The organism is Mesorhizobium sp. RCC_202 (assembly GCF_041355295.1).
GTDB lineage: Bacteria > Pseudomonadota > Alphaproteobacteria > Rhizobiales > Rhizobiaceae > Mesorhizobium.
The window spans coordinates 246,401-270,661 of sequence record NZ_JBFUPO010000005.1; the positions used below are offsets into that span (position 1 = coordinate 246,401).

Sequence of the window (24,261 nt, forward strand, 5' to 3'; positions counted from 1 at the left end):
CCGATGACGAGGATATTGCCGCGCAAGGATGTCGTCATCGTCGGCCTCGGCTGGACCGGAGCCATCCTTGCCAATGAGCTGACCGACCAGGGCCTCGACGTGCTTGCCATTGAACGCGGGCCCTGGCGCGACACCGCCACCGATTTCAACATCGGCTACATGCAGGACGAGTTGCGCTACTCGGTCCGGCGCGATCTCTTCCTGCAGCCCACCGTCGAAACCATGACCATGCGCAACGACCCGTCGCAGACGGCGTTGCCCATGCGCGATTTCGGCTCCTTCCTGCCCGGCAACGGCGTCGGCGGCGCCGGCGTCCACTGGAACGGCCATACCTGGCGGTTCTGGGATTCTGACTTCAAGATCAAGTCCAATCTCACGAACAGGTATGGCGCCGCCCGCATCGCCGATCTCCAGCTCGAGGACTGGGGTGTGACCGGCGCCGAGATGGAGCCCTACTACGACCAGTTCGAATATCTGGCCGGCATCTCCGGCAAGGCCGGCAACATCAAGGGGCAATTGCAGCAAGGCGGCAATCCGTTCGAGGATCCGCGCTCGCGCGATTATCCCAACCCGCCCATGGATATGACCTATGCGCCGACGCTGTTTGCCGAGACCGGCCGGTCGATGGGGCTGCATCCCTTCCCGACGCCGTCCGCGAACATGTCGCGCGCTTACACCAATCCGCTTGGCGTGACACTTGGCCAGTGCACCTTCTGTGGCTTTTGCGAGCGCTTCGGCTGCGCCAACTATTCCAAGTCCAGCGCCCAGACGACTGTCCTGCCGGTGCTGATGAAGAAGGCGAATTTCGAGGTCCGCACCGACAGCGAGGTGCTGCATGTCGATCTTCACACCGGCGGCAAGTCCGCGCGTGGCGTCACCTATATCGACTCCTCCGGCGAGGAATTTTTCCAGCCGGCCGATCTGGTACTTCTGTGCGCCTACGGCCTGCACAATGTGCGGCTGATGATGCTGTCCGGCATCGGCAGGATCTACGATCCCGGCAGCGGCGAAGGCACGGTCGGCCGCAACTATTGCTACCAGACCAATGCCGGCACCCAGGTCTTCTTCGACGACAAGAACTTCAACCCCTTCATCGCCGCCGGCGCGCTCGGCCAGACCATCGACGACTATAATGGCGATGCCTTCGACCATGGGCCGCTGGATTTCGTCGGCGGCGCCGGCATCAACTGCATCCCGACCAACGGCCGCCCGATCGGTACCCGTCCGACGGTGCCCGGCACGCCGAAATGGGGCAGCGCCTGGAAGAAGGCGACAGTCCAGGGCTACAAGAGCACGCTTTCCTTCTCCTCGCAGGGAAGCAGCTATGCCACGCGTACCAACTATCTCGATCTCGATCCGACCTACAAGGACCGCTTCGGCCGGCCGCTGATGCGCATGACCTTCGATTTTCCGGACAATGATATTCGCATGTCGAACTATCTTTGCGATCGCATGGAGGAGATCGCCAAAAAGCTCGGCGGCAAACAATATGCGGTTGGCCGGCGCAAGAAAGGGTGGGACAGCGTACCCTATCAGAGCACGCACAACACCGGCGGCGCGATCATGGGCATCGACCCCAAGCGCAGCGCCGTCAACACCTATCTGCAGAGCTGGGACGTTCCAAACCTCTTCGTCATCGGCGCTTCCGCCTTCCCGCAGAATGCCGGCAAGAACCCGACGGGAACGGTCGGCGCGCTGGCCTTCCGTGCCGCCGATGCCATCCGCAACCATTATCTGCGCAATCCCGGCGCGCCATTGGTGCAAGCATGAAGACGCTCGCTCTCACCTTTGCCACGGGCCTTGCCACGTTGGCGCTTGGCCCCGCGACCGCCGCAGACCAGGCGGACCAGATTATTCGCGGCCAGTACCAGGCCGTGCTCGGCGACTGCGTCGGCTGCCATACCAGGCCCGGCGGCAAGTCGCTGGCCGGTGGGCCGCCGCTGGAAACGCCGTTCGGCGCGCTGGTCCCACCCAACATCACGCCCGACGCGGAGACCGGCATCGGCAATTGGAGCGAAGCCGACTTCCACAATATGATGAAGACCGGCATCGGCCATGATGGCGCGCGGCTTTATCCGGCGATGCCCTACCCGGCCTACACGAAGATGACCGACCCGGACCTTTCCGATCTGTGGGCCTATCTGACCACGGTCGAACCCGTCTCGAACAAGGTCGAAGCCAATCAGCTGCCCTTCCCGCTCAACATCCGCTTTTCGATGTGGGGCTGGAACCTGCTCAATTTCAGCGAGGGCGGCTTTGCGCCCGATCCGTCCAAGTCTGCGGAATGGAACCGCGGCGCTTACATCGTCCAGGGCGCCGGTCATTGCGGCACCTGCCACACGCCGAAATCCTTCCTCGGCGCCGACCAGGACAGCGTCTTCCTGCAAGGCGCGTCGCTGCAAGGCTGGTTCGCGCCCGACATCACCAACAGCGCCCGGTCCGGCCTCGGCAAATGGTCCGAGGATGACCTGGTCAAATACCTCAGGACCGGCGTCAACGCGCATTCGATCGCGTCCGGCCCGATGGCGGAGGCCGTTGAAAATTCAACGTCGAAGATGACCGATGCTGACCTGAAGGCGGTTGCCGTCTATTTGAAGAGCCTCGGCTCCGACACGGTCGTTGCCGCGCCGGCAAAGCCTGAGCAGGCGCGCATGGTGACGGGGGAAGCCGTCTACCGCGACAATTGCTCGGCCTGCCATGGCGGCGACGGCGCCGGCGCCGGCGCATTGTTCCCCGCACTCGCCGGCAATTCGATCGTTGCGCAAGGCAGCACCGAAACCCTGTCACGGCTGGTTCTGGCCGGCAGCCAGGCCGTGCACACGGCAAACGCACCGACGACGCCCGCGATGCCTTCGCTCGCCTGGCGGCTGAAGGACCAGGAGGTCGCCGACGTCCTGACTTATGTGCGCAACAGCTGGGGCAATGCCGCATCGGAGGTTTCGGCCAGCGAAGTCGCCGCCGTGCGCAAGGAGTTGACGCAATAGCAATTCCCGGAAAAATGTAAGCGGTTTTCCGTCTGGAATTGCGTTAAGACAAAGAGGCTTCAGCTCTCGTTTGCGACCTCGAGCGCCAACCGGGTCATATCGGAGAACAAGGCCTGACGCTCCGAATAATCGGTGAGTTCACCGGTGGTGATATGGTCGACGACGGTGAGCAGCGATAGCGCACGCGCACCGAAATGCGCCGCGATGCGATAAAGCGCGCTGGTCTCCATATCGACCGCCAGCGCGCCGCGCGCCATCGGCTCATCGAAGCGTGCCCTGCCGTCGGGATGATGGAACACATCGCTGCAGACTGTAAGGCCCGCATTGCAGACGATGCCAAGCTCGGCCGCCCGCCGCACCGCCAGCGCAAGCAGGGCCTGGTCCGGCCCGGCTGGCTTATAGAGCCCGAAGACTTGCCCGCTCATTGCGCCCTCGGCGCGAACGGCGCTGGAAATGACGACGCCGCGCAACGGCACATCTCGCGACAGGCCGCCGCAGGTGCCGGTGCGGATCAACGTTTTGACGCGGTGAAAATACAACAGCTCATGGGCATAGATCAGCAAGGACGGCACGCCGATGCCGGTTGCCTGGATGCTGACCGGCTTGCCGCGGTAAAGACCGGTGAAGCCAAGCGCGCCGCGGCGACGGTTCACGCAGCGCGACGCCTCCAGAAAATTTTCCGCCATCCATCGGGCACGCTCGGGATCTCCCGGCAGCAACACCGTTTCGGCATAGTCTCCCCGGGCCGCCTCGATATGCGGCGTCACGCTACCTTACCACTCATGCATCTCTACCCCCGCCACCATCATGGCAGGGTCAATGCAATGTGCAAGCTGGCTTATTAGGATTCCAGAACGTCCTTGACGATCGTCGCCAGCTGCTTGAGCGAGAACGGTTTTGGCAGGAAGCCGAAATGCGCGTCGGCCGGCAGGTTTTTGGCAAAGGCGTCCTCGGCATAGCCTGAGACGAAGACGAACTTGATGTCCGGCTGACGCTTGCGCAATTCGCCAAGCAGCGTCGGTCCATCCATCTCCGGCATCACCACGTCGGACACGACGATGTCGACCTTGCCGCCGAGCGCCTCGAAGACCTCCAGCGCCTCGACGCCGGACGATGCCTCGTGAACGGTATAGCCGCGCGACGTCAGCGCCCGCATACCGCCCATGCGCACGGCGTCCTCGTCCTCGACCAACAGCACCGTCGCCGAACCGGACAAGTCTTTTGCGGCATCGCTCGCCTTGGCGGGAGCCGACGCCGCGCTGGCCGGCGCATCGGCGGCCTCGCCCTGCTTCTTCACCTCGGCGATATGCCGCGGCAGGAAGATGCGGAACACCGTGCCCTTGCCGACTTCGGAATCGCAGAAGATGAAACCACCGGTCTGCTTGATGATGCCGTAGACCATCGACAGACCAAGGCCGGTGCCCTTGCCGACTTCCTTGGTGGTGAAGAACGGCTCGAAGATCTTCTTCAGCACGTCCGGCGCGATGCCGCTGCCGGTGTCCTCGACCTCGACCAGCACGTAGTCGGCCGGCGCCAGCTCGCGATAGGCGAAGGACTTGCACTCCTCGTTCGAAACATTGCGGGTTCGCACCGTCAGATCGCCGCCGGCGGGCATGGCGTCGCGGGCATTGACGGCGAGATTGACCACCACCTGCTCGAACTGGCCGATATCTACCTTGACCGGCCAAAGGTCGCGGCCATGGTCGATCTTCAGCTTGATGTCGTTGCCAACCAGCCGGGCAAGCAGCATCCTGAGATCGGCCAGGACATCGGTCAGATTGAGCACTTCCGGCCGCAGCGTCTGCTTGCGCGAGAAGGCGAGCAGCTGCCGCACCAGCGAAGCGGCGCGGTTGGCGTTCTGCTTGATGTTCATGATATCGGGGAACGACGGATCCGACGGCCGGTGGTTGGTCAACAGAAGATCCGACGCCATGATGATGGCGGTCAGCACATTGTTGAAGTCATGCGCGATGCCGCCGGCAAGCTGGCCGACGGCTTGCATCTTCTGGCTCTGCGCCATCTGGCCTTCGAGCGCTTTCTGCTCGGTGGTTTCGACCGCATAGACGATCGCCGCTTCCTCCACGCCATCACCGGCAGCCCCGTCGGCGACGGCGTTGACGTAAAAGCGGATGTGGCGTTCCTCGTTGCCGGGCAGCACGGAGTCGATCGCCTCGATATTCGCCTGCCGCTGCCGCGCCTTCTCGAAGGCGCCGGCGAAAGCCGGTCTGTCCCTGTCATGCACGATGGTCTCGAACCGCACCCGGCGGTCGACGGCGTCGCGGTCGACGACGGACGAGAACAGCTGCAGGAACGGCGCGTTGGTGCGCAGTATGCGCCCGCTCGCATCGACGCCGGCGATCGCCATCGGCGTCGAATTGAAGAAACGGGTGAAGCGCACCTCCGAGGCCCTGAGTTCGGCGGAAGCGTCCTCGCCCTGGGTGCGGTTGAGCACGATGGTGCGGGTCGGACCGTTGACGCCCTCGCGGCTCGCCGAAACGCGATGCATGAAGCGGACGGGCAGCGCCTGTCCGCCCATCGTCGTGAGATCGAGGTCGATGACGGCATTGCGCGTCGTGCCGGGGTCGGCCTTCACCGACCGCACCAGCGCCATACCGTCGCCGGCGATGATTTCAGGCAGTGAGATGGCGCCCGGCGTGAAGGAGGCAAGGTCGATACCGAGCCATTCGGCAAGCGTGGCGTTGATATAGGTGACGCGACCTTCCTGGTCGGCTGAAAAGAAGCCGGCCGGCGCGTGATCGAGATGGTCGATGGCTTTCTGCAGGTCGAGGAAGAAACGCTCCTGCTCGGCGCGTTCCTGCGAGATATCGGCGAGCTGCCAGGCCAGCATCGGCAGCCTTTGCCCCGGCATGCTGAAGGCGCGGGCCCGCGCCCGATACCAGCGCGCGCCGGGTTCGGCGCCCGGCTTGATCGACTGCGCCAGTCGGAACTCACCGTCGCCGGCCTGGCCGTCGCGCAAGCCCGAGGCCAGCCGATAGATCGTCATCGAGGCTTCGGGAACATCCGACAACAACCCCTCGACCGTCTTGAGATCGGCAGCCGACTCCGCGCCTGTCATGTCGGCATAGGCCCGGTTGGCATAGACGACACGGCCTTTGGTGTCGGTGACCAGCAGGCCTTGCGACATCGAGTCGACAAAGGCCTTCGACAACTCGTCGCCCGTCGAACGCGGCGCGATCTGCACGAAGCCGATGGCGGTGGCGAACAGGAAGCCGACGCCGATCATGGCGAGCACGCCGAGCATGCCGAGCAGGAAAGGGTCGCCCAGCCGCTCGCGGAACAGCCCGAAGACGATCGCGGCGCCGGTCAGGACGACGATGAAGACGATGAGCCTGGTGACGGCGCCCGGACGCGTGTTCTGGTCGACGATCGGTACCGGATAGAAATCGCCGCGCGCTTCCTTGGCCATGTTCCCCCTGCGTGTGATTCCGGTGTCCGACGGGTGCGGACGGCCGGTTGAATCACATTCTCCTGTAGCGGAAAAGGCCTTGGCGGCAAATGTCCGATAAAATCAACGATTCATGTTTCAAACTGTTCACGATGGGTGAAGCGAACTTGCGGCGGGCTGCCACCACGGTCTAGTGTCGCGTCACTTCAAAAAGGTGACGGGTGCACACCGATGCTGCAGTGGCTGGATAGCGTGGCGGGTCCGGGTTATGTCGCCGCAATCCTGTGGACCTTCGCGGCCCTCATTTTGCTGGTCGTCGTGCTGCTCGTCATCAAGGTCGTCCGCAACCTGACTTTCGGGACCTTCGTTGCCGGCGGCAGGAACCGCAAGACGCGGCTCGCCGTCATGGACGCCACCGCCGTCGACAGCCATCGCCGGCTTGTCCTGGTGCGTCGCGACGACATCGAGCATCTGATCCTGATCGGCGGACCGACCGATGTCGTCGTCGAGCGCGACATCAGGCTGGCGACGCTACGTCGCCCGGCATTGACAGGCGACGGCGGCCAACAACAGCAACAGGCGGCCGCGCCACGCCCGCGGGCGCCGCAACCGGCCCCCGCCCCGGCGCCAGCCAGACAACAGCCGCAGCCGGCCGCCCAGCCGGCGACCGCCGCGCGGCCACGGCCAGCCCCCGCGCCGGCGCCCAGGCCGGCAGCGCCGAGCCAGCCGACCGCGAAGGTCATGCCGTTGCCCACCTATGGCGTAACCAACGGCAGCGCGCGCTACACGCCGCCACCCGCCAACGAATCCATCGACGACACATTGATGCACGAGCTCGAGGCCTCGCTCGACGAAGACACCACACCTGCCAAGCCGGTGGCCAGGCCCTCGCTTGACGACGAGATGACCAAGCTTCTCGGTGAACTGGGCAGCCACAAACGCTGACCGAACGGCCAAGGGCCGAAGAAAACGGCCAGACGCGGGACAGCGTCATGTTCGTTGACGTCCGCAGAGGCTCGCATCAACCCGATTTTGGCAGCAACGACATCGAGCTGCTTTCCCAGCTGGCGGCGCATTTCGAAAAGGGCCGGCCAGCGCATATGGGCAATCCGGAAAGGTTTGACCGGTATGTTCGATCGATCTTCAGCCTGACCCAATCGGAAGCGCCTCAAAGCCGCAAGCTTCGCGCGCAAACAAAAAATGGCCGGGATTCCCGGCCATTTTTCAAACAATCCTGCTGTCGGCAGCCCGTTCAATCGTCGCGATAAACCTTCTCGCGACGTTCATGGCGCTCCTGCGCCTCGATCGACAGCGTCGCGATCGGACGCGCATCGAGCCGCTTCAGCGCGATCGGCTCGCCGGTTTCCTCGCAGTAGCCGTAGGTGCCTTCGTCGATGCGCTGCAGCGCGGAGTCTATTTTCGAGATGAGCTTGCGTTGGCGATCGCGGGCGCGCAATTCGATGGCGCGGTCGGTTTCGGACGAGGCACGATCGGCTAGGTCGGGGTGGTTGGCGTTTTCTTGCTGAAGGATTTCGAGGGTTTCACGCGCTTCACGAAGTATGTCATTCTTCCAGGTGATAAGCTTTTGACGGAAGTATGATTTCTGCCGTTCGTTCATGAACGGCTCGTCTTCGGAGGGTACGTAATCGGCGGTAACGATATCGTTCATACGACTCACCCAACAACCCCAAATTTGGCGCCTATATATTCGCGGACAAGGGGCTGCACAAGCGCAATCGGCAACAGTTTCACGCAATTGTTAGTCACCGTTGGAAGGCCCGGCGAGCGCTTTGTTTCAGCGGCGGCAATCCAACCGGCCGTGATTCGTCACGGTTGTTGAAAGCCCGCCATTGTGCACGATGCGGTTCTGATGACTAATCGTTGTTTGCCAGCAAAGGCGGCACCATGGGGGGTGGTTTGAGCAGACTTTATCTGTTGCGGCATGCCAAGGCCGGATGGGCGCTGCCAGGTGTGCGCGACTTCGACCGTCCGCTGGACGAATCGGGCATCGCCGACGCCGAGGCTATGGGCGAGGCCATGCGTGCGCTCGATTACGTGCCCGACATCACCCTTTGCTCCAACGCCAAACGGGCGCGGCAGACGCTGGAAGGGCTTGCCGGGCGCACCGACACCGGTCGGGTTCTGTTTTTCGACACGCTCTACAGCGAGGATGCCGCCGGTTATCTCGACATCATCCGAAAAAACGGCGTCGCCGCCTCGCTGCTGGTGATCGGCCACAATCCGATGACGGAAGACCTCGCCATGGCCGTGTCGGGCGATGGCGACGAGACCGCGCGCGGCCTGCTCAACCATGGCTTTCCCACCTCCGGCCTCGCCGTGGTGCGCTTTCCAGGCGACCTTGCCGAAGCCGCGCAAGGCAATGGCTATCTCGAAGCCTTTCTCACCCCCGCCGACCTCTGACACCATTTCAAACGGGTGCACCAGGGCCTATATCGGGTCCTGAACTGTGACCCAGAGACATGATTTGGCATCATCGCTGACCACTTTCACCGACGAAGCGAGGATTGCGCTCGACACGCTGTCGGGCCGGGCCGCCGGGCTCTTCTCTCCGTCCTTGCGCCTGGGCGTCACCGGTCTTTCCCGGGCCGGCAAGACGGTTTTCATCTCCGCCCTCGTCCACAATTTGATCCATGGCGGGCGCCTGCCGCTGTTCGAGGCGCAGAAATCCGGCCGCGTCGCCCGCGCTTTTCTCGAGGAGCAACCGGACGACGCCGTGCCCCGCTTCCAATACGAGGATCACGTCGCCGCCCTGGTCAACGATCGCGTCTGGCCGGAATCGACGCGCGCCATCTCGGAACTGCGGCTGACCATCGAATACGAATCCGCTTCCGGCTGGAATCGCCTGTTCTCCGCCGGAAAGCTCTCGCTCGACATTGTCGACTATCCCGGCGAATGGCTGCTCGACCTGCCGCTGCTCGGCAAGTCCTTCGCCGATTTTTCACGCGAGGCGGTGGAACTGGCCGCCCTGCCCGTCCGATCGGACCTGTCGCGGGCCTGGCGCGAGCTGGCATCCGCCGTCGACCCCGATGCCGACGCCGACGAGATGACGGCGCGCCGGCTGGCCGAAAGCTTCGCCGCCTATCTCAAGGCCTGCAAGCTCGACGAACGTGCGCTTTCGACGCTGCCGCCCGGACGTTTCCTGATGCCGGGCGACCTTGAGGGCTCGCCGGCGCTCACCTTCGCGCCGTTGATGACGCGATCGGAGCGGCGGCCGCGTTCCGGCTCGCTCCAGGCGATGATGGAGCGCCGCTACGAGGCCTATAAGACGCATGTCGTAAAACCGTTCTTTCGCGAGCACATCACCCGCCTCGACCGCCAGATCGTGCTGATCGACGCCATGCAGGCGTTGAATGCCGGCCCCGCCGCCATGGCCGATCTGGAGCGCGCCGTCACCGAGATCCTGTCCTGCTTCCGGCCGGGCCGGGGCAATTTCCTGACCGACTTCTTCTCGCGCCGCATCGACCGCATCCTGGTGGCGGCGACCAAGGCCGACCATCTGCACCATGAAAGCCATGATCGGCTGCAAGCGATCGTGCGCCGGCTGACCGACCGGGCGCTGGCGCGAGCGAATTTCAGCGGTGCGGATGTCGATGTCGTCGCCATGGCGGCCGTACGCTCGACCCGCGAAGGCACCGTCAAACAAGGCCGCGAGACATTGCCGGTGATTATCGGAACGCCGCTGAAGGGCGAAAGGATCAACGGTGAGACGTTCGACGGAAAAACCGAAACCGCCATATTTCCCGGTGACTTACCGGAAAAAGCCGATGCGGTGTTCGATCTTTCCGAGCCGGAGAATAACGAGCCGGCGATCCGTTTCGTACGCTTTCGCCCGCCGAAGCTCGAGCGCACGGCTGAAGGCGTCACGCTGTCCTTGCCGCATATCCGGCTCGACCGCGCGCTGCAGTTCCTGATCGGAGATCATCTGGCATGACCGCGCCCCGCAAACCCGCGGCCTTCCGCATCGAGCCCGAACTAGAGTTCACCCCGCAACCGCCAAGAAGCCGACGCCCGGAAGAACAACCAGCGCGCAGGCTGCGCGCGACGAAAGCCGACGTGGCGGTGGTGGTCCCTTCGGAAATCGACGTCTTCGACGAGCCGGACCTCGAAGCAGTGGCTCCACCGCCGGCGACCGCGCCAAGGAAGCGGTCGCTGCTTGCCCGGTTGTTTTTCGGCGCGGTCGGCGCGCTCGTCTCGCTCGCGGTCGGCCTGTGGACGGACCAGCTCATCCGCAATCTGTTCGCCCGCGCCGACTGGCTGGGCTGGCTGGCGGTCGGCATGGCCGCGATCGCGGTTCTGTCGCTGTTCGTCATCCTGATCCGCGAGTTCCTCGCCATTGCCCGCCTCGCCGAAGTCGAGAAAATGCAGAAGCGAGCCCTGGACGCGGTGGCGCGGGACGATCCCAAGGCCGCCCGCGCTTTGGTCGACGAACTGTCGGCGTTTGTCGCGGCAAAACCCGAGACCGCGGCCGGCCGGCGCTCGCTTGCCGCGCTGCGTGGCGAGATCATCGATGGCGCCAATCTGGTGCGGCTCGCCGAGGTCGAAATCCTGTCGCCGCTCGACGCTCGCGCCAAAATCATGATTCTCGAAGCCGCCAAGCGTGTCTCGCTGGTAACGGCGGTCAGTCCCCGCGCGCTCGTCGATATCGCCTATGTCGTGTTCGAGGCCGGCCGGCTGATCCGGCGGCTGTCCGAACTCTATGGCGGCCGCCCCGGCACGCTCGGCTTCTTCCGGCTGGCGCGCGGCGTGCTCGCTCATCTCGCGGTGACCGGCTCGATCGCCTTTGGCGACAGTTTCGTGCAGCAGATCGTCGGCCACGGCCTTGCCGCGAAACTGTCGGCAAAGCTCGGCGAAGGCGTCGTCAACGGCATGATGACCGCGCGCATCGGCATCGCCGCGATGGAAACCGCCCGGCCCTTGCCGTTCATCGCCGTCAAGCGGCCGGGCCTCGGCGATTTCCTGTCGGCGCTGACCTCTTTCGCGTCACGCAAGGACGGTCAGAACGACAGTTAAGGTAAACACCCAAGCCGGCGCCGGTGACGAAGCATTAACCAATCTTGGTCATGGTCATTCAGGTTCCAACCGCAGACTCTGCCGTGCCGGGTGTCGTCCATGAGAAGCGTAATCTTGTCCTGCGTCCTGTCTTCGGCAGTTGCCATCGCCGCACCTTTGGGCCTCGTTGCAAAGGCCTTCGCAGCAGAACCCGACAAGCAGTTCTTCCATTCCATCGAAGGCACATGGGCCGGTCCCGGTGAGATTATCGCCGGCAAATACAAGAACACCAAGTTCACCTGCAATTTCGTCGGCTCTACGCCTGACGGCAGGGTTGGGATGACACTCGACGGCGGTTGCCGGGTCGGCATGTTCACGCAGAAGATGTCGGCCACCGTTGAGCGCAAAGGCCGCGACGGTTACCGCGGCAGCTTCATGGGCGGTTCGACCGGCGACGGCATGGATATCGTCGGCGGCAATGTCGTCGATCCCCAGAAGGTCGTCTTCACCATCAATCGCAAGCAGTTGAACGGCGTCATGCAGGCGCGTGTCCCCGACGACAATTCGATGACCGTGACGATCGCCGTGCGCGTCAACAATCAGCTGGTGCCGGTCGTCGGCATGAGCCTGAAGCGCATCGATTCGCTCGAAGTCGGCGCCATCGCCAAAAACTGATCTACGCTACCGAAGCGGCAGTCAGACCAACGTTGGGAAGTGGCAGGCCACTTTGCGGCCGCTGCGATGTTCCTTCAGCTCGGGGCGTTCCGAACGGCATCGATCCGCCGCGATCGGGCATCGCGGGTGGAACCGGCATCCCGATGGCGGCTTGAGCGGGCTTGGCACGTCACCGGTCAGGATGATTCGCTTGCGCGTCCCACTGGGCGTCGTCTCCACGACCGGAACCGCCGAGATCAGCGCCTGGCTGTAGGGGTGAGACGGGGTTGCGAACACCTCTTCGGCCGGCCCCTCTTCGACGATCGAGCCGAGATACATGACCGCGATACGGGTCGAGACCTGACGCACCACGGAGAGGTCGTGCGCGATGAAGATGTAGGTGAGCTTCAGCTTTTCCTGCAGATCGGCGAGCAGGTTGACGATCTGCGCCTGCACCGAGACGTCGAGCGCCGAGACAGGCTCGTCCAGCACGACCAGATCCGGGTTCAGCGCGATCGCCCGCGCGATGCCGACGCGCTGACGCTGGCCGCCGGAAAACTCGTGCGGGAAACGCATGACATGGTCCGGCAGCAGCCCGACCAGGTCGAACAGCTCGGCGACGCGTTTCTTGATCTCGGCGGATGAAAGCTTGGTGTGAATGCGCAGCGGCTCGCCGACCAGGTCGCCGACGCGCCGGCGCGGATTGAGTGAGGCCGACGGGTCCTGGAAGACCATCTGCAGGCGGCGCCTGAGCGGCCTGAGCTCGGACAGCGACTTCGAGGTGATGTCGTCGCCTTCGAACAGCAGCTTGCCATCCGATATGTCGTAGAGCCGCACCAGGCAACGCGCCAGGGTGGACTTGCCGCAGCCGGATTCGCCGACCAGCCCGACCGTTTCGCCGTGCCGCACCGTCAGCGAGACATTGTCGACCGCGTGCACCGTCCGCCTGCCCTCGGCCGAAAAGCGGCTGCCGATCGAAAACCGCTTTGCCAGCGAGCGCGTTTCGAGGATAGGGGTTTCTGTCATCGGCTCGCTCATGCCTGCGTCACCCGAAAGCATGCGGCGGCATGCGCGCCGGCGCCGAGACCTGGCTTGTCGGCGGCGCAGGGTTCGTAGCGAACCGGGCAGCGCGGACCGAAGGCGCAGCCTTGCGGCAGCCGCAGCAGCGACGGCGGCGAGCCGGGAATGGCCGGCAAACGGCGCGGTTTTGCGCCGGTCAGCGGCGGGATCGAGCCAAGCAGCGCGCGCGTATAAGGGTGTCGCGGATCGGAAAACAACTCACTGCGCGTGCCGCGCTCCACCACGCGGCCGGCATACATGACCATGACGCGGTCGGCGAGTTCGGAAACCACGCCCATGTCGTGCGTGATGAAAACGACAGCCGATTTGTGTGTCGCGCGCAATTTGCGCACAAGGTCGAGAATGCCGGCCTGCACCGTCACATCGAGCGCCGTGGTCGGCTCGTCGGCCACCAGCAGCGCCGGATTGCAGGACAGCGCCATGGCAATCACGGCACGCTGGCGCATGCCGCCGGAGAGCTGGTGCGGATAGCGCGACATCGCCTCGTGCGGGTTTGGAAAGTTCACTTCGGCAAGCAGCTCTTCGACGCGCTCCATCGCCTTGGATTTGCTGATGTTGCGATGCGCGCGGATTTGTTCGGCGATCTGCCAGCCGATCGTGTAGACCGGCGTCAGCGCCGTCATCGGATCCTGGAAGATCATGGCGATCTCGTTGCCGCGCAAACGGCGAAGTTCGCGCGCCGGCAGACCGACGAGCTCGCGGCCCTTGTAGCGGATCGAGCCTTCGATCCTGGCATTGGGATCGGTGATGAGGCCCATCACCGCCAGCAGCGACACCGTCTTGCCCGAACCGGATTCGCCGACGACGCCGAGAATCTCGCTTTCCTCGAGGTCGAAGGAAACGCCATCGATCGCCCGCACCAGGCCCTCATTGGTGCGGAAGGATACTTTGAGGTCGCGCACCGACAGGATCATGATGCCCTCAGGCGCGGATCGAGAAGGATGTAGACGAAATCGACCACCGCATTGGCGATCACCACGAACATCGAGGCATACATCACCGTCGCCATGATCATCGGCAGGTCGAGGTTCTGCAGCGCGTCATAGGTGAGCTTGCCGATGCCGTGCAGGCCGAACACCACCTCCGTCAGCAGCGCCGAACCGCCGACCAGGGCACCGAAATCCAGGCCGAACAGGGTGACGAAGGCGATCAGCGACGTGCGCAAGGCGTGACGCAGCAGGATGCGGGTTTCCGACAGGCCCTTGGCGCGGGCGGTGCGGATAAAATCTTCCTGCATGGATTCGATGATGGCCGCGCGCAAAACGCGCCCGTAGATGCCGATATAGAGGATCGCCAGCGTGATCCATGGAATGACCAGGGTCAGGAACCACCCCTTCGGATCGTCGGAGAAATTCTTGTAGCCGAGCGGCGGCACCCAGGAGAACACCCAGCTGTCATGGTAGCGGCTCTGGGTGATCAGGTTCATCACCTCGCCCAGCCAATAGACCGGCATCGAAATGCCAAGCAGCCCCAGCGCCATCAGAAGCTTGTCCAGCCAGCTGTCGCGGGTGGCGGCGGCAACAACGCCGATGATGATCGAGACAACCACCCACAGGATCGCAGCCCCGAACACCAGCGAGAGCGTGACGGGGATCGAATCCATGACCGCCGGCACAACCTTCCAGCCACGGTTGACGAAGGAGGTCAGATCGCCGGTGACGAAGATCTTCTCCATCATACGCACATACTGCACGTAAAGCGGCTGGTCGAAGCCGAAGCTGCGGCGCACCGCTTCCAGCACCTCCGGCGAGGCATTACGGCCGGCGATGCGCGCGGCCGGGTCGGCGCCCGGCGTCGCGAAGAAGATCAGGAAGACGATGACCGAGATGCCGAACATCACGAACAGCATTTGGCCGAAGCGGCGAAGAATGGCGTAAAACATCAGTCGCGCCCCAGCCGAACCTTGGAGCGCGGGTCGAGCGCATCGCGCAGACCGTCGCCGAAGACATTGAGCGCCATCACCGAGACGGCGATCGCCAGGCCAGGCACCAGCGCCACCAGCGGCCGCGTGTAAAGCAGCGCCTGCCCGTCCTGGATGATCGTGCCCCAGCTCGCGGCCGGCGGCTGCACGCCGATCGACAGGAAGGACAGCGCCGATTCCGTCAGCATGTTCAGCGCCATCATCAGCGGCACGAAGACGATCAGCGTGGTGGTGATGTTGGGCAGGATATCGCGCCAAAGGATGCGCCATCCCGGCACGCCCAAATTGATCGCGGCGAGCACGAACTCGCTGTGGCGCAGCGCCAGCACCTGGCCGCGTATCGGGCGCGCCACGTAAGGAATATAGACGATGCCGATGATGATGATCGGCAGCCACAGACTGCCGGATTCGATATCGATCGGCCCGATCCTGATGCCTTGCGCGATGGTGACGATGGAAAGCGAAATCGCCAAGAGATAGATCGGGAACGCCCACAATATGTCGAGCAGGCGCGACAGCACCGTATCGGTGATGCCGCCGAAATAGCCGGCGATCAATCCGGCCAGCGTGCCGACGATCAGCGTGAAGATGGTGGCCGCTCCCGCGATCAGCAGCGAGCTCAGCCCGCCATAAAGCATACGGGCCATGACATCGCGGCCTTGGCTGTCGGCGCCGAGGAAATAGTTGCCGAGCTGCCAGGTCGGGCCGATCGGCGTATAGCCGAGGCCGAGCCCCTCGGTCGACTGTTCCATCACCGGAACGTCGGCGCCGTCGATCTGGATGACGGCATCGAGCGTCGAGGCGAAGGGGTCAGTGCCCGCCCATTTCGCATAGAGCGGCGCGCTGAAGCAGGCGATGACGATCAGCAGGAATACGGCCAGGGACGCCATGGCGGCCCTGTCCGTTGCCAGCTTCGCAAACGCGACGGCCCAGGGCCCTCGCGTCTTGCGCGGCATGGCTGCGACTTGGTTGGACACGGTGTATGTGCCTTGCGCGGTTCGTTACTGCACCCAGGCCCGTTACTGCACCCAGGATTGGGTGACAATCCAGTTGAACTGCGGGTTGAACTTGAAATTGCCGATGCGCTTGCTGACGAAATCAAGCCGCTTCGGCGTGAACAGGCCGACAGCCGGCGCCTTGTCCGTGACCTGCCTGTCGACTTCCGCCCACAGCTTGTCGGCCGCCTTCTGGTCGGTCACGCCGAGATCCAGCGCCTTCTGCATCTGGGCGTCGATATCCTTGTCGCAGAAGCCGGAGATGTTGATCGAAGCGTCCGAGCCTTCACGATAGGAGGCGCAGGAGAACAGGATGTTCAGGAAGTCCGAGGCCGCCGGGTAATCCTTGTACCACTGGGTGACGGACATCTGCACCTTGTTGTTGGTGTTCTGGATGTAGGTGAACTGCAGGTTGGACGAGATCGGCTTGACGTCGGCGACAAAGCCGATGCTGGTCAACACGCTCTGCAGATAGACGCCGATCGACCGCGAAATCGCCGTGTCCTCGACGATGATGGTGACCTTCTGGCCCTTGGTGCCCGATTCCTCGACGAGCTGCTTGGCCTTGTCGAGATCCGGCGCCGACCATTTGGCGCCGGGGTTCTTGGTGAAGGGGCAATAGTCTTCATGGCCGGGGAAATCCGGCGGCAGTACCTGGCAGACCGGCGAGGCGAGCACCTTGCCGCCGAACAACTTGACCAGCGTGTTGCGGTCGACCGCATAGGCAACAGCCTGGCGCGCCTTCTCGTTGTCGAACGGAGCCAGCCGAGTGTTCAGCGGTGCGTACCACCATGCCGAAAGCGGCGAGATGTGTAGCTGGTCCATGGACTTGCTGCCGAGTTCGCCGAGGCGATCGCTGGGCAGCGCGTCGAACATCCAGTCCGCCTCGCCATTCTGGATCGCCGTGACCGCCGCTTCCTCGGACAGGCCGAAATCATATTGTACGACATCCGGATAACCGTCCGGCTGTGCTTCCTCGCTCCACTGCTTGAAATTGGGGTTGCGCGAAACCGTCATGCCCTTGTTCGGGTCGAAGGCGGAGATCATGTACGGGCCGGTGCTTGGGATCGGCTTGGAGCCCATGTCTTCCGTGGGCGTGTCCGCCGGCAGCACCACGGCATGCGGCAAGGCCAGCTTGTAGAGAATCTCGGCATCCGGCTTGGTGAGATTGAGGGTGATGGTGCCTGCAGTCTCGTCAGCGACGACGCCGCCTTCCAGCGTGCAGCTCTTGGTGTCGGCCAGGCACTTGTCGGCGCCGACGATGCCTGCATAGAAGGTGCCGGAGGTCGGCCCGGAAATCTTGAAGATGCGCTGGAAGGAGGCGACGACGTCCTTCACGCCAACATCCTGGCCGTTGGAGAACTTGATGCCCTTGCGCAGCTTGAAGGTGAAGGTCTTGCCGTCATTGCTGACCGCGGGCAACGCCTCGGCCAGGTCGGCGACGACGGAAAAGCCATCCTTGCCCTCGGCTTTGCGGAAGGTGACCAGGCCGTCATAGATCGGCTGGTACATCTGCCAGCCCTGGTCGGTGTAATTGATGTGCGGATCGAGCGTGCCGGCCGCCGAGCGGGCGAGCAGGCGAATGGTGCCGCCACGGTGTTCCTTGAGGTACTCGGCCTGCGCCGGGGCCAGCCATGCGCCGGCCAGCAATGCCGCGGCTGACGCCGCCAAAAGCAGTTTCTTCATGTCGTTTATTCCCCTTTTTGTCAGTTGTCGTTGTCGTCCAGGAAGTCTCCCACCACCCGCATGCATGCCTCTTGCTCCTCGACATGCGGCATGTGGCTGGAATGCTCGAATATCTCCCAGTGTGATCCTTTGATGCCGTCCTTGAAGGGCTGGACGGTGGCCGGTGTGGCTTCGTCGTATCGGCCGGAGATGATCAGCGTCGGAACATCGATGGCCGACAAACGGTCAACGATGCTCCAGCTCTTCAGCGTCCCGATGACGTGGAATTCGTTCGGCCCGTTCATCACAGTGTAGACGGTCGGATTGCGCACGATCTGGGCGAAGGTCTCGGTCACCTCGGGCGGGAACGGCACGACCCGGCAGACATGCCGTTCGTAGAACCGCATCGTCGCCTCCTGGTAAGCCGGATCATCGGTCGTGCCGGCCTGTTCGTGCCGGGTCAGCGTCTCCTGCACGTCCACAGGAAGGTCGGCGCGCAGCCGGTTGGCCTCCTCGACCCACAGCTTCATCGAAGCCGGCGAATTGGCAATGGTCAGCGACTTCAGGCCCTGCGGCCGGGTCACCCCATATTCGGCGCCGAGCATGCCGCCCCAGCTTTGACCGAGCACGTGGAAGCCGCCGCGGATACCGAGGTGGTCGACCAGGTTTTCAAGTTCGTCGATGAAGAGTTTTGGCGTCCAGAAGTCGGCCCCTTTTTGCGGCAGCAAGGTGGAATTGCCGCAGCCCAGTTGATCGTAATGGATGACGGCGCGGCCCTGTCGGGCGAGAAGCTTGTAGGCGTCGACATAATTGTGGGCGGCGCCCGGCCCGCCATGCAGGATGACGATCGGAGCCTTGCCGGCGTCGAGGTCGCCGCTGATCCGGTACCAGGTTTCGTAGCCGGCGAAGGCTGCCCGGCCCTCTTTGCTTGCGATCTCAGACGACATTTCGGTACCTCGCGTGGCTGAAGACATCCTGTCGCCTAGTTGGTTGCGCGCGTGGAGCGCACCCACTCTTCCAGCATCTGCACACCGAACGCCGTGGCGCCTTCGCGGCCGAGCGGCCGATCCGCGTCGGCCATTTCCTTGCCGGCGATGTCGAGATGCACCCAGGGCCGATCCTCGGTGAAATGGCGCAGGAACGCCGCCGCGTAAGGCGCGTCGCCGTCTTCCATGTCCTTGGCGTGGTGCCGGATATCGGCGAAGGGCGATTGCAGGCCCTCGTCATAGGCTTTGTCGAGCGGCAACTGCCAGAACCGCTCGCCGACCGTTTCGCCTGCAGCGATCATCTGTGAGGCGATGGCATCGTCGGTGCTGAAAAGACCGGCGAAGACCGATCCGAGACCCCGCATCACCGAATAGGTCAGCGTCGCCAGATCGACGATCACGGAGGGGTTGAAGCGCGAGGCGGCGTAATAGAGGCAGTCGGCCAGGATGAGGCGCCCTTCCGCATCCGTGTCGAACACCTCGACCGTCTGTCCCGACGCCGTGGTGATGATGTCGCGCGGCTTGAGCGCGGTGCCGGACGGCATGTTCTCGGCAATGCCGAGCACGCCGACGGCATGCACCGGGCTGCCTTGCCGGGCCAACGCGATCAGCAGGCCGACGACGGCGGCAGCACCACCCATATCGGCCTTCATGTCGAACATCTGCTCGCCGCGCTTGATGCACAGGCCGCCGGAATCGAAGCAGACGCCCTTGCCGACGAAAGCCATTGGTTGGGCGGGAGATCCCTTGCCGCGATAGCGCAGCACCGCCACGCGCGGCGGCCGCACCGAGCCCGAGCCGACGGCCAGGATGGCGTTCATGCCGAGTTCCTTCAGCCGCGCCGGATCGAGGATCTCGACATCGATGCCGGCTTCGCGCAGCGGCTCCAGATGCTCGTGGAAACTGTCGGGATGGAGATGGTTCGGCGGCAAATTGACCAGGGTGCGCGCATATTCGACGCCATCCGCAATGGCATTGATCCGCGCCAGCGCCGGAGCGAGGTCCGCACCGCTCGCGCCGACCAGTTGCACCCGCAATGTGCGGTCCGAGCCGGCTCCCTGGCGTTGGTTGCGCATGTCGAAACGATAGCGCCGCAGCCGCATGCCGAGCGCGACGCGCGACAGGATTTCGGCGGCAGGCAGGTCGACGCCGGCGATCGGGTCGAGAACCAGGGTGGCCGCGCACTCGCCCTTGCCTTCCAGATGCGCGGCAAGCAAGCCGCCGGCGCGCGCCAAGGACAGCGTGGTGACGGCATCCGCCTCACCAAGGGCGAGCACCACAACGCGCCGGGTAGGAGCGATGACGTCGATGCAGGTGCCGCACTCGGCCAAGGCGGCCCGGTCGGAGCAGGCACGGGAAAGAATCCCGTTCATGTCGGTGTCCAGTGCCGCCGCCCGGGGACCGAAGCCGGCCCGGGCAGCCTGCAGGATCACGACGACGGAGGCTTCCGTCGAAATCTCGTCCGCCGTTTCAAAGACCGGCACTGGCGATTGCGGCATAGACGCTCGTTCTCCCATTTGCGGGCGCTCTTGCCGAGGTTCTGCTTGCGCGATGCGCAAAGCTTCGCCTGCCACCGGCAAAATCCGGTCATACCGGTTTGCGCCGCTGGGGAAATGGCATCGGAGTGCCCAAATAGTCGTTTTTGGACGGCGACTTAGTCGCTCTTGCCAATTTGGTATCCCCGAACCGGCGGGGTGATCAAACGCCAATTTTGACCAAGTCGATTGACAAAAACTCAACTGACAATTCATGATCGACTGATGGCGCTACCCTCACTCAACGGCATGCGCGCTTTCGAGGCCGCCGCGCGCCTGGGCAGCATCAAGGATGCAGCGGAAGAATTGCACCTGACGCCCTCGGCCGTTAGCCGTCACATCCGGGCGCTTGAGAGAAATCTCGGCCAGGACCTGTTCGAGCGCGGCTTTCGCCAGATCACGCCGACGATCAGAGGCTCCTACTATGCGCGCAGCCTCTCCGAGGCCTTCGAGGCCATCTGGCGCGCCACCGACGATGTCAGCTTCGTCGACGGCCCGGCGCATGGCAGACCCCAGCGGGTCCGGGTTTTATGCGTGCCGGTTGTTCTGAACCTTTGGCTGGCGGATCGGTTGCCACATTTTCGTAAGCTGCATCCGACCGTGGATCTGGAGATTTCGACTTCAGGCAAGCGGACCGACTTCGATTTGGCCATCATCGACGAGTTCGTCTACAAGGCCGGCCCGGCTTTGACGCTGCTGATCCCGCTGATCCTGACGCCTGTCTGCGCGCCCTCGCTGCTCGAAGGGCCAGTGCCGCTGCGAACGCCGGCCGATCTCGTCAATCACCACCTGATCCACGAATGCGAGAGCATGCGCTGGAAGCGATGGCTGGAGCAGGAAGGTGTTATGGACACCACGCCGAAATCGAGCACGACGCTTGATGACTGCACCTTGATCATGCGCGAGACGATCAATGGCGCGGGCATAGCGTTGGCCGATACGATGATGGCGCAGGATCTCCTGCAGCAAGGCAAGCTTGTCGCGCCCTTTCGCGCCCGCCACACTTATCCGGCCGGCATCTACCTGCATCAACGCAGGAGCATCGGCAACAAGCCGGGCACCGGCCTGTTCCAGGATTGGCTGCTCGCAGAGATCGCCGACCACAAACGGACGATGGCGATCGCCTAGGCAATTCCAGGAAAGTTTGACGCGGTCTTCCGTCAGGAATTGCGTCGAACAAAGAGAAGCTTCCACCAACGAAAAAGGCGGCAGCCAATGGCCACCGCCTTCCGTGTCCCGAAGGGCTGCTTAGCTTTTGATCGCCGCAGTCAGTTCGTCATAGGCCTTGCAGGCCTCGTCCAGTGTCGTCGCGCCCTGATACTTGGTCGTCACGGCCTGCACCTTGGCGGTGAGGTCGGCAGCCTTGGACGGATCCTTGGTGATCGCTGCCTGAAGTGCTGCAGCCATATCCTGCGCCTTCTTGGCGGCCATTTCCTGCGTGCATTCCGGCCCCTTGGAACAGGCGGAGCCGGCGAGTGCCGCAACACCAACGGCAACGAGCAAAAACTTCTTCATGTCAGTCATCTCCTCAAAAAAGGCAGCCGCCCATCGCTGCTGCCTTTCCAAATGGCCAAAGCCTGATGGCTCCAGCCAGGCGTGCCTTAACCGCTGATTGTGGCGGGATGCAACGACCGGAGTGCATAAACTTGTGTAACCAGCCTGCAATGACGGGCGGCCCGAATTCGGGCCGCCTACGTCCGCTGCAGCAAAGTTCAGTCGCCGCGAGGCTGCAGCAGCGCCAGCGCCACCATCGCCAGGGCAAGGATGGCGGTAAGGGTCAAGGGTCCCGTCGCGCCATAGGTGTCCACGACATAGCCACCGACAACCGCTCCAGTGGTGATGGCAATCTGGAAAGAGACGACCATCAGGCTGCCCGCGGCTTCCAGCGCATCGGGTGCCGCACGCGACAGATTGGTCGGCAGCACCACCGGCCCCATGCCGAAGGCCAGGCCCCAAAGCGTGACGAAGCCGAAAGCAACGCCGATGTGCACGCCCCAAAACACCAATGCCAGCGCCGCAATCGCCATCAACGCGGCGGTTACTACGAGAGCAAAGCGGATATTGGCGTCGGCCAGCCGGCCGCCGGCAATATTGCCGATCACTGCGGCGACGCCAAATCCCAGCAGAGCCAGCGCAATCGGCCCGGTTGCAAGCAGCGTCACCTGTTCGAGGAAGGGCCGCACATAGACCGAGCCGGCAAAATGCCCCGTCATCAGCAAGAGAATGGCAAGCATGCCGAGTTGAATGCCGCGCCGCCCTGTCAGCCGGAACACATCCGCAAGACTGTTGCTGGCTGTTGCAGGCAAGGTCGGCAGGCTAAGCAACTGCAGCAGCATGGCAACCACGGCGAGCCCGGCCGTCATGGCCATGGCGCTGCGCCAGCCCAGCCAGTCGCTGATCAACGCCCCCATCGAGGGTGCTGCGATGGTGGCAAGCGAGACGCCGAGGGTGACGATACCCATGCCTCGACCTGTCGCGTTGGCGCCGACCAGCCTCGCCACGACCGCGACCGAAAGGGCCCAGAAAGCGCTGATAGCGATTCCGAGCCCTGCCCGGCCCAGCAGCAACAGCCAGAAATTGGGCGCCAGTGCTGCAAGAATATTGGAACCGATCGCCAAGGCCATGAGGCCAACCAGCACCGTCTTGCGGTTCAACCGGCCGATAAGAACATTGCTCAACATCGCCGTCACGGCGCCCACCGAGGCGGTGGCCGTGACGACCTGTCCAGCCGTTCCTTCGCTGATGCCGAGATCGCGCGCCATCGGCGTCAACAGACCAGCCGGCAGGAATTCGGCCGACACCAGGGCAAAGCTGGTGGCCGCCAATGAAATGACCGCGAACCAGGTGGCTGCGCTCCACGCCGCCGGTGCTTCGGCATCGAGGTCTAACGGCCCGTCTTCAAGCTGTAATGTCGTGTCAGTCATCAGAATATCTCCAAAGGTTGGGGATATTCATAGACGAGTCCTTCCGGATGATATGTGGCCTAAAATCCGAAATTCATGTCCGTTCGTCCGGGAATTGTGCGACGCACAACGCCCGGCGAGACATTCGTGATGCGCTTGAACGCGCGCGCGAAGGATGCCTCGGAATCATAGCCCAAACGGGTCGCGACCTCGGCAACCGACAAGCCGTTCTGCCCCAGCAAATCGCGGGCAAGCTGCATGCGCAGGCGGGCGAGATAGCGTGCGGCACCCTCGCCCAATACTGCGCTGAAGCGCTCGGCGAAAATCGAGCGCGATTGGCCTGCAAGGGCGGCGAGGCTTTCGAGCGTCCAGTTATGGCCGGGGTCGCGGTGCATGGCTGCCAGAGCGCGGCCGATATGCGGGTCGCGGATGGCGGCGAGCCAACCGGTGGTCGAGGCCCCCGTGCAATTAACCCAGCAGCGGATAAGCCGGGCCGTCAGCAAGTCGGCCATGCGCGACAGAATCGTGGCGCTGCCCATCTGCGGTTGCGCGGCCTCCGCTGTCATGGCCGCCAGCAAGGGGCGGACGACCGGGTCATTGCCGGCCACGTCGCACCCCTTGATGATAGGCGGCATCAACATGATCAATGGGTTAAGCGCACAAGCGCCCAAAGTCATGGAGCCGCAGAAAAGCGTGCTTGTCGCGCCCGTTCCCTGCCTTACCACCTCGCAGACATTACCGCCCAGCTTGGTCACCTGGCAACCTTCGAGCGAGTCGCCTGCAACGTCCGTCGCACTGGCCAGCCGGTGCGCGACGCCTTGCGGCAGCAGCACCAGATCGCCATCGCGCAGCTCCTGCCAGCCCTCCGCCTCGGTATGAATCCAGCACGGACCCTGGCCGACAAAGTGAAAACGAAGCAGCTTTTGTTGCGGGAAGGCGATGCTCCATGGATGCCGCAGCTCGCAGCGGCCATAGTTGACGCCACTCAGGCGAAAGTCCTGCAGGACTTCGCTGAGCGCATCCATCGGGATATGCGGCGCCGAAGACGCTCGGGACGAATAGTCAGACATTTCGCAATTATAGATGCCGAACGTCCGGCAGGCAAGCGGAGACCGTTTCAAC

At 63.6% G+C, this 24,261-nt stretch carries 22 protein-coding genes; 9 read left to right on the forward strand and 13 right to left on the reverse strand.

Going from position 1 to position 24,261, the window contains the following annotated elements:
• Positions 1-3: 3 nt before the first annotated feature.
• Both AB6802_RS14055 and AB6802_RS14060 read left to right on the forward strand, forming a co-directional pair.
• Positions 4-1,770: a GMC family oxidoreductase gene (locus tag AB6802_RS14055; RefSeq protein WP_371010712.1), complete on the forward strand. Its 1,767-nt coding sequence runs from the start codon at positions 4-6 to the stop codon at positions 1,768-1,770.
• Positions 1,767-2,984 (forward strand): cytochrome c, encoded by a 1,218-nt coding sequence (locus AB6802_RS14060; RefSeq protein ID WP_371010713.1) that lies wholly within the window; start codon positions 1,767-1,769, stop codon positions 2,982-2,984. The genes AB6802_RS14055 and AB6802_RS14060 overlap by 4 nt, the downstream gene beginning before the upstream one ends.
• 59 nt (positions 2,985-3,043) lie before the next feature.
• On the opposite strand, the gene AB6802_RS14065 is transcribed toward AB6802_RS14060, so the two are convergent.
• Both AB6802_RS14065 and cckA read right to left on the reverse strand, forming a co-directional pair.
• Positions 3,044-3,751, reverse strand: coding sequence for a DeoD-type purine-nucleoside phosphorylase (locus AB6802_RS14065; RefSeq protein WP_371010714.1), 708 nt, complete (start codon positions 3,749-3,751; stop codon positions 3,044-3,046).
• A gap of 74 nt (positions 3,752-3,825) precedes the next feature.
• Positions 3,826-6,411 carry a cell cycle histidine kinase CckA gene (cckA, locus tag AB6802_RS14070; RefSeq protein ID WP_371010715.1) on the reverse strand — a complete coding sequence of 862 codons (2,586 nt, stop codon included), beginning with the start codon at positions 6,409-6,411 and terminating at the stop codon, positions 3,826-3,828.
• A 210-nt stretch (positions 6,412-6,621) separates the two neighbouring features.
• Between cckA and AB6802_RS14075 the strand changes: the two genes are divergently transcribed.
• Both AB6802_RS14075 and AB6802_RS14080 read left to right on the forward strand, forming a co-directional pair.
• On the forward strand, positions 6,622-7,335 hold the full coding sequence (locus tag AB6802_RS14075; RefSeq protein WP_371010716.1) for a hypothetical protein: 714 nt from the start codon (positions 6,622-6,624) through the stop codon (positions 7,333-7,335).
• Between the two features lie 47 nt (positions 7,336-7,382).
• Positions 7,383-7,658 carry a hypothetical protein gene (locus AB6802_RS14080; protein ID WP_371010718.1) on the forward strand — a complete coding sequence of 92 codons (276 nt, stop codon included), beginning with the start codon at positions 7,383-7,385 and terminating at the stop codon, positions 7,656-7,658.
• Here AB6802_RS14080 and dksA read toward each other — a convergent pair.
• On the reverse strand, positions 7,643-8,059 hold the full coding sequence (dksA, locus tag AB6802_RS14085) for an RNA polymerase-binding protein DksA (RefSeq protein ID WP_040972254.1): 417 nt from the start codon (positions 8,057-8,059) through the stop codon (positions 7,643-7,645). The genes AB6802_RS14080 and dksA overlap by 16 nt on opposite strands.
• A gap of 248 nt (positions 8,060-8,307) precedes the next feature.
• On the opposite strand from dksA, the gene AB6802_RS14090 reads away from it, so the two are divergent.
• The 4 genes from AB6802_RS14090 to AB6802_RS14105 all read left to right on the forward strand — a co-directional run bounded on the left by AB6802_RS14090 (position 8,308) and on the right by AB6802_RS14105 (position 12,075).
• Positions 8,308-8,811, forward strand: coding sequence for a histidine phosphatase family protein (locus AB6802_RS14090; protein ID WP_371010719.1), 504 nt, complete (start codon positions 8,308-8,310; stop codon positions 8,809-8,811).
• A 64-nt stretch (positions 8,812-8,875) separates the two neighbouring features.
• Positions 8,876-10,342 carry a YcjX family protein gene (locus tag AB6802_RS14095; protein WP_371010720.1) on the forward strand — a complete coding sequence of 489 codons (1,467 nt, stop codon included), beginning with the start codon at positions 8,876-8,878 and terminating at the stop codon, positions 10,340-10,342.
• Positions 10,339-11,421, forward strand: coding sequence for a YcjF family protein (locus AB6802_RS14100; RefSeq protein ID WP_371010721.1), 1,083 nt, complete (start codon positions 10,339-10,341; stop codon positions 11,419-11,421). Before AB6802_RS14095 ends, AB6802_RS14100 begins: the two co-directional genes overlap by 4 nt.
• A gap of 99 nt (positions 11,422-11,520) precedes the next feature.
• Positions 11,521-12,075, forward strand: a complete 555-nt coding sequence (locus AB6802_RS14105) for a hypothetical protein (protein ID WP_371010722.1) — start codon at positions 11,521-11,523, stop codon at positions 12,073-12,075.
• 21 nt (positions 12,076-12,096) lie between these two features.
• Here AB6802_RS14105 and AB6802_RS14110 read toward each other — a convergent pair whose 3' ends face one another.
• The 7 genes from AB6802_RS14110 to AB6802_RS14140 are packed head-to-tail and all read right to left on the reverse strand — an operon-like array spanning position 12,097 to position 20,200.
• Positions 12,097-13,080, reverse strand: a complete 984-nt coding sequence (locus AB6802_RS14110) for an ABC transporter ATP-binding protein (RefSeq protein ID WP_371010723.1) — start codon at positions 13,078-13,080, stop codon at positions 12,097-12,099.
• An 8-nt stretch (positions 13,081-13,088) separates the two neighbouring features.
• Positions 13,089-14,048, reverse strand: coding sequence for an ABC transporter ATP-binding protein (locus AB6802_RS14115; RefSeq protein WP_371010724.1), 960 nt, complete (start codon positions 14,046-14,048; stop codon positions 13,089-13,091).
• The gene (locus AB6802_RS14120) at positions 14,045-15,016 is read right to left on the reverse strand and encodes an ABC transporter permease (RefSeq protein ID WP_371010725.1); all 972 of its coding nucleotides are present in this window, start codon (positions 15,014-15,016) and stop codon (positions 14,045-14,047) included. The genes AB6802_RS14115 and AB6802_RS14120 overlap by 4 nt, the downstream gene beginning before the upstream one ends.
• Positions 15,016-16,032, reverse strand: coding sequence for an ABC transporter permease (locus AB6802_RS14125; RefSeq protein ID WP_371010726.1), 1,017 nt, complete (start codon positions 16,030-16,032; stop codon positions 15,016-15,018). The genes AB6802_RS14120 and AB6802_RS14125 overlap by 1 nt, the downstream gene beginning before the upstream one ends.
• A gap of 42 nt (positions 16,033-16,074) precedes the next feature.
• Positions 16,075-17,736, reverse strand: a complete 1,662-nt coding sequence (locus AB6802_RS14130; RefSeq protein ID WP_371010727.1) for an ABC transporter substrate-binding protein — start codon at positions 17,734-17,736, stop codon at positions 16,075-16,077.
• A gap of 20 nt (positions 17,737-17,756) precedes the next feature.
• Positions 17,757-18,662, reverse strand: coding sequence for a proline iminopeptidase-family hydrolase (locus AB6802_RS14135; RefSeq protein ID WP_371010728.1), 906 nt, complete (start codon positions 18,660-18,662; stop codon positions 17,757-17,759).
• Positions 18,663-18,697: 35 nt separating this feature from the next.
• On the reverse strand, positions 18,698-20,200 hold the full coding sequence (locus AB6802_RS14140; protein ID WP_371010729.1) for a leucyl aminopeptidase: 1,503 nt from the start codon (positions 20,198-20,200) through the stop codon (positions 18,698-18,700).
• A gap of 261 nt (positions 20,201-20,461) precedes the next feature.
• Here AB6802_RS14140 and AB6802_RS14145 point away from each other — a divergent pair, with 261 nt between their 5' ends.
• Complete coding sequence (locus tag AB6802_RS14145) at positions 20,462-21,364, forward strand: LysR family transcriptional regulator (RefSeq protein WP_371010730.1); 903 nt, start codon at positions 20,462-20,464, stop codon at positions 21,362-21,364.
• Between the two features lie 120 nt (positions 21,365-21,484).
• Here AB6802_RS14145 and AB6802_RS14150 read toward each other — a convergent pair whose 3' ends face one another.
• The 3 genes from AB6802_RS14150 to AB6802_RS14160 all read right to left on the reverse strand — a co-directional run bounded on the left by AB6802_RS14150 (position 21,485) and on the right by AB6802_RS14160 (position 24,209).
• Positions 21,485-21,751, reverse strand: a complete 267-nt coding sequence (locus AB6802_RS14150; protein ID WP_371010731.1) for a hypothetical protein — start codon at positions 21,749-21,751, stop codon at positions 21,485-21,487.
• Between the two features lie 197 nt (positions 21,752-21,948).
• Positions 21,949-23,160 (reverse strand): MFS transporter, encoded by a 1,212-nt coding sequence (locus tag AB6802_RS14155; protein WP_371010732.1) that lies wholly within the window; start codon positions 23,158-23,160, stop codon positions 21,949-21,951.
• A gap of 59 nt (positions 23,161-23,219) precedes the next feature.
• Positions 23,220-24,209 (reverse strand): AraC family transcriptional regulator, encoded by a 990-nt coding sequence (locus AB6802_RS14160; protein ID WP_371010733.1) that lies wholly within the window; start codon positions 24,207-24,209, stop codon positions 23,220-23,222.
• Positions 24,210-24,261: the final 52 nt, after the last annotated feature.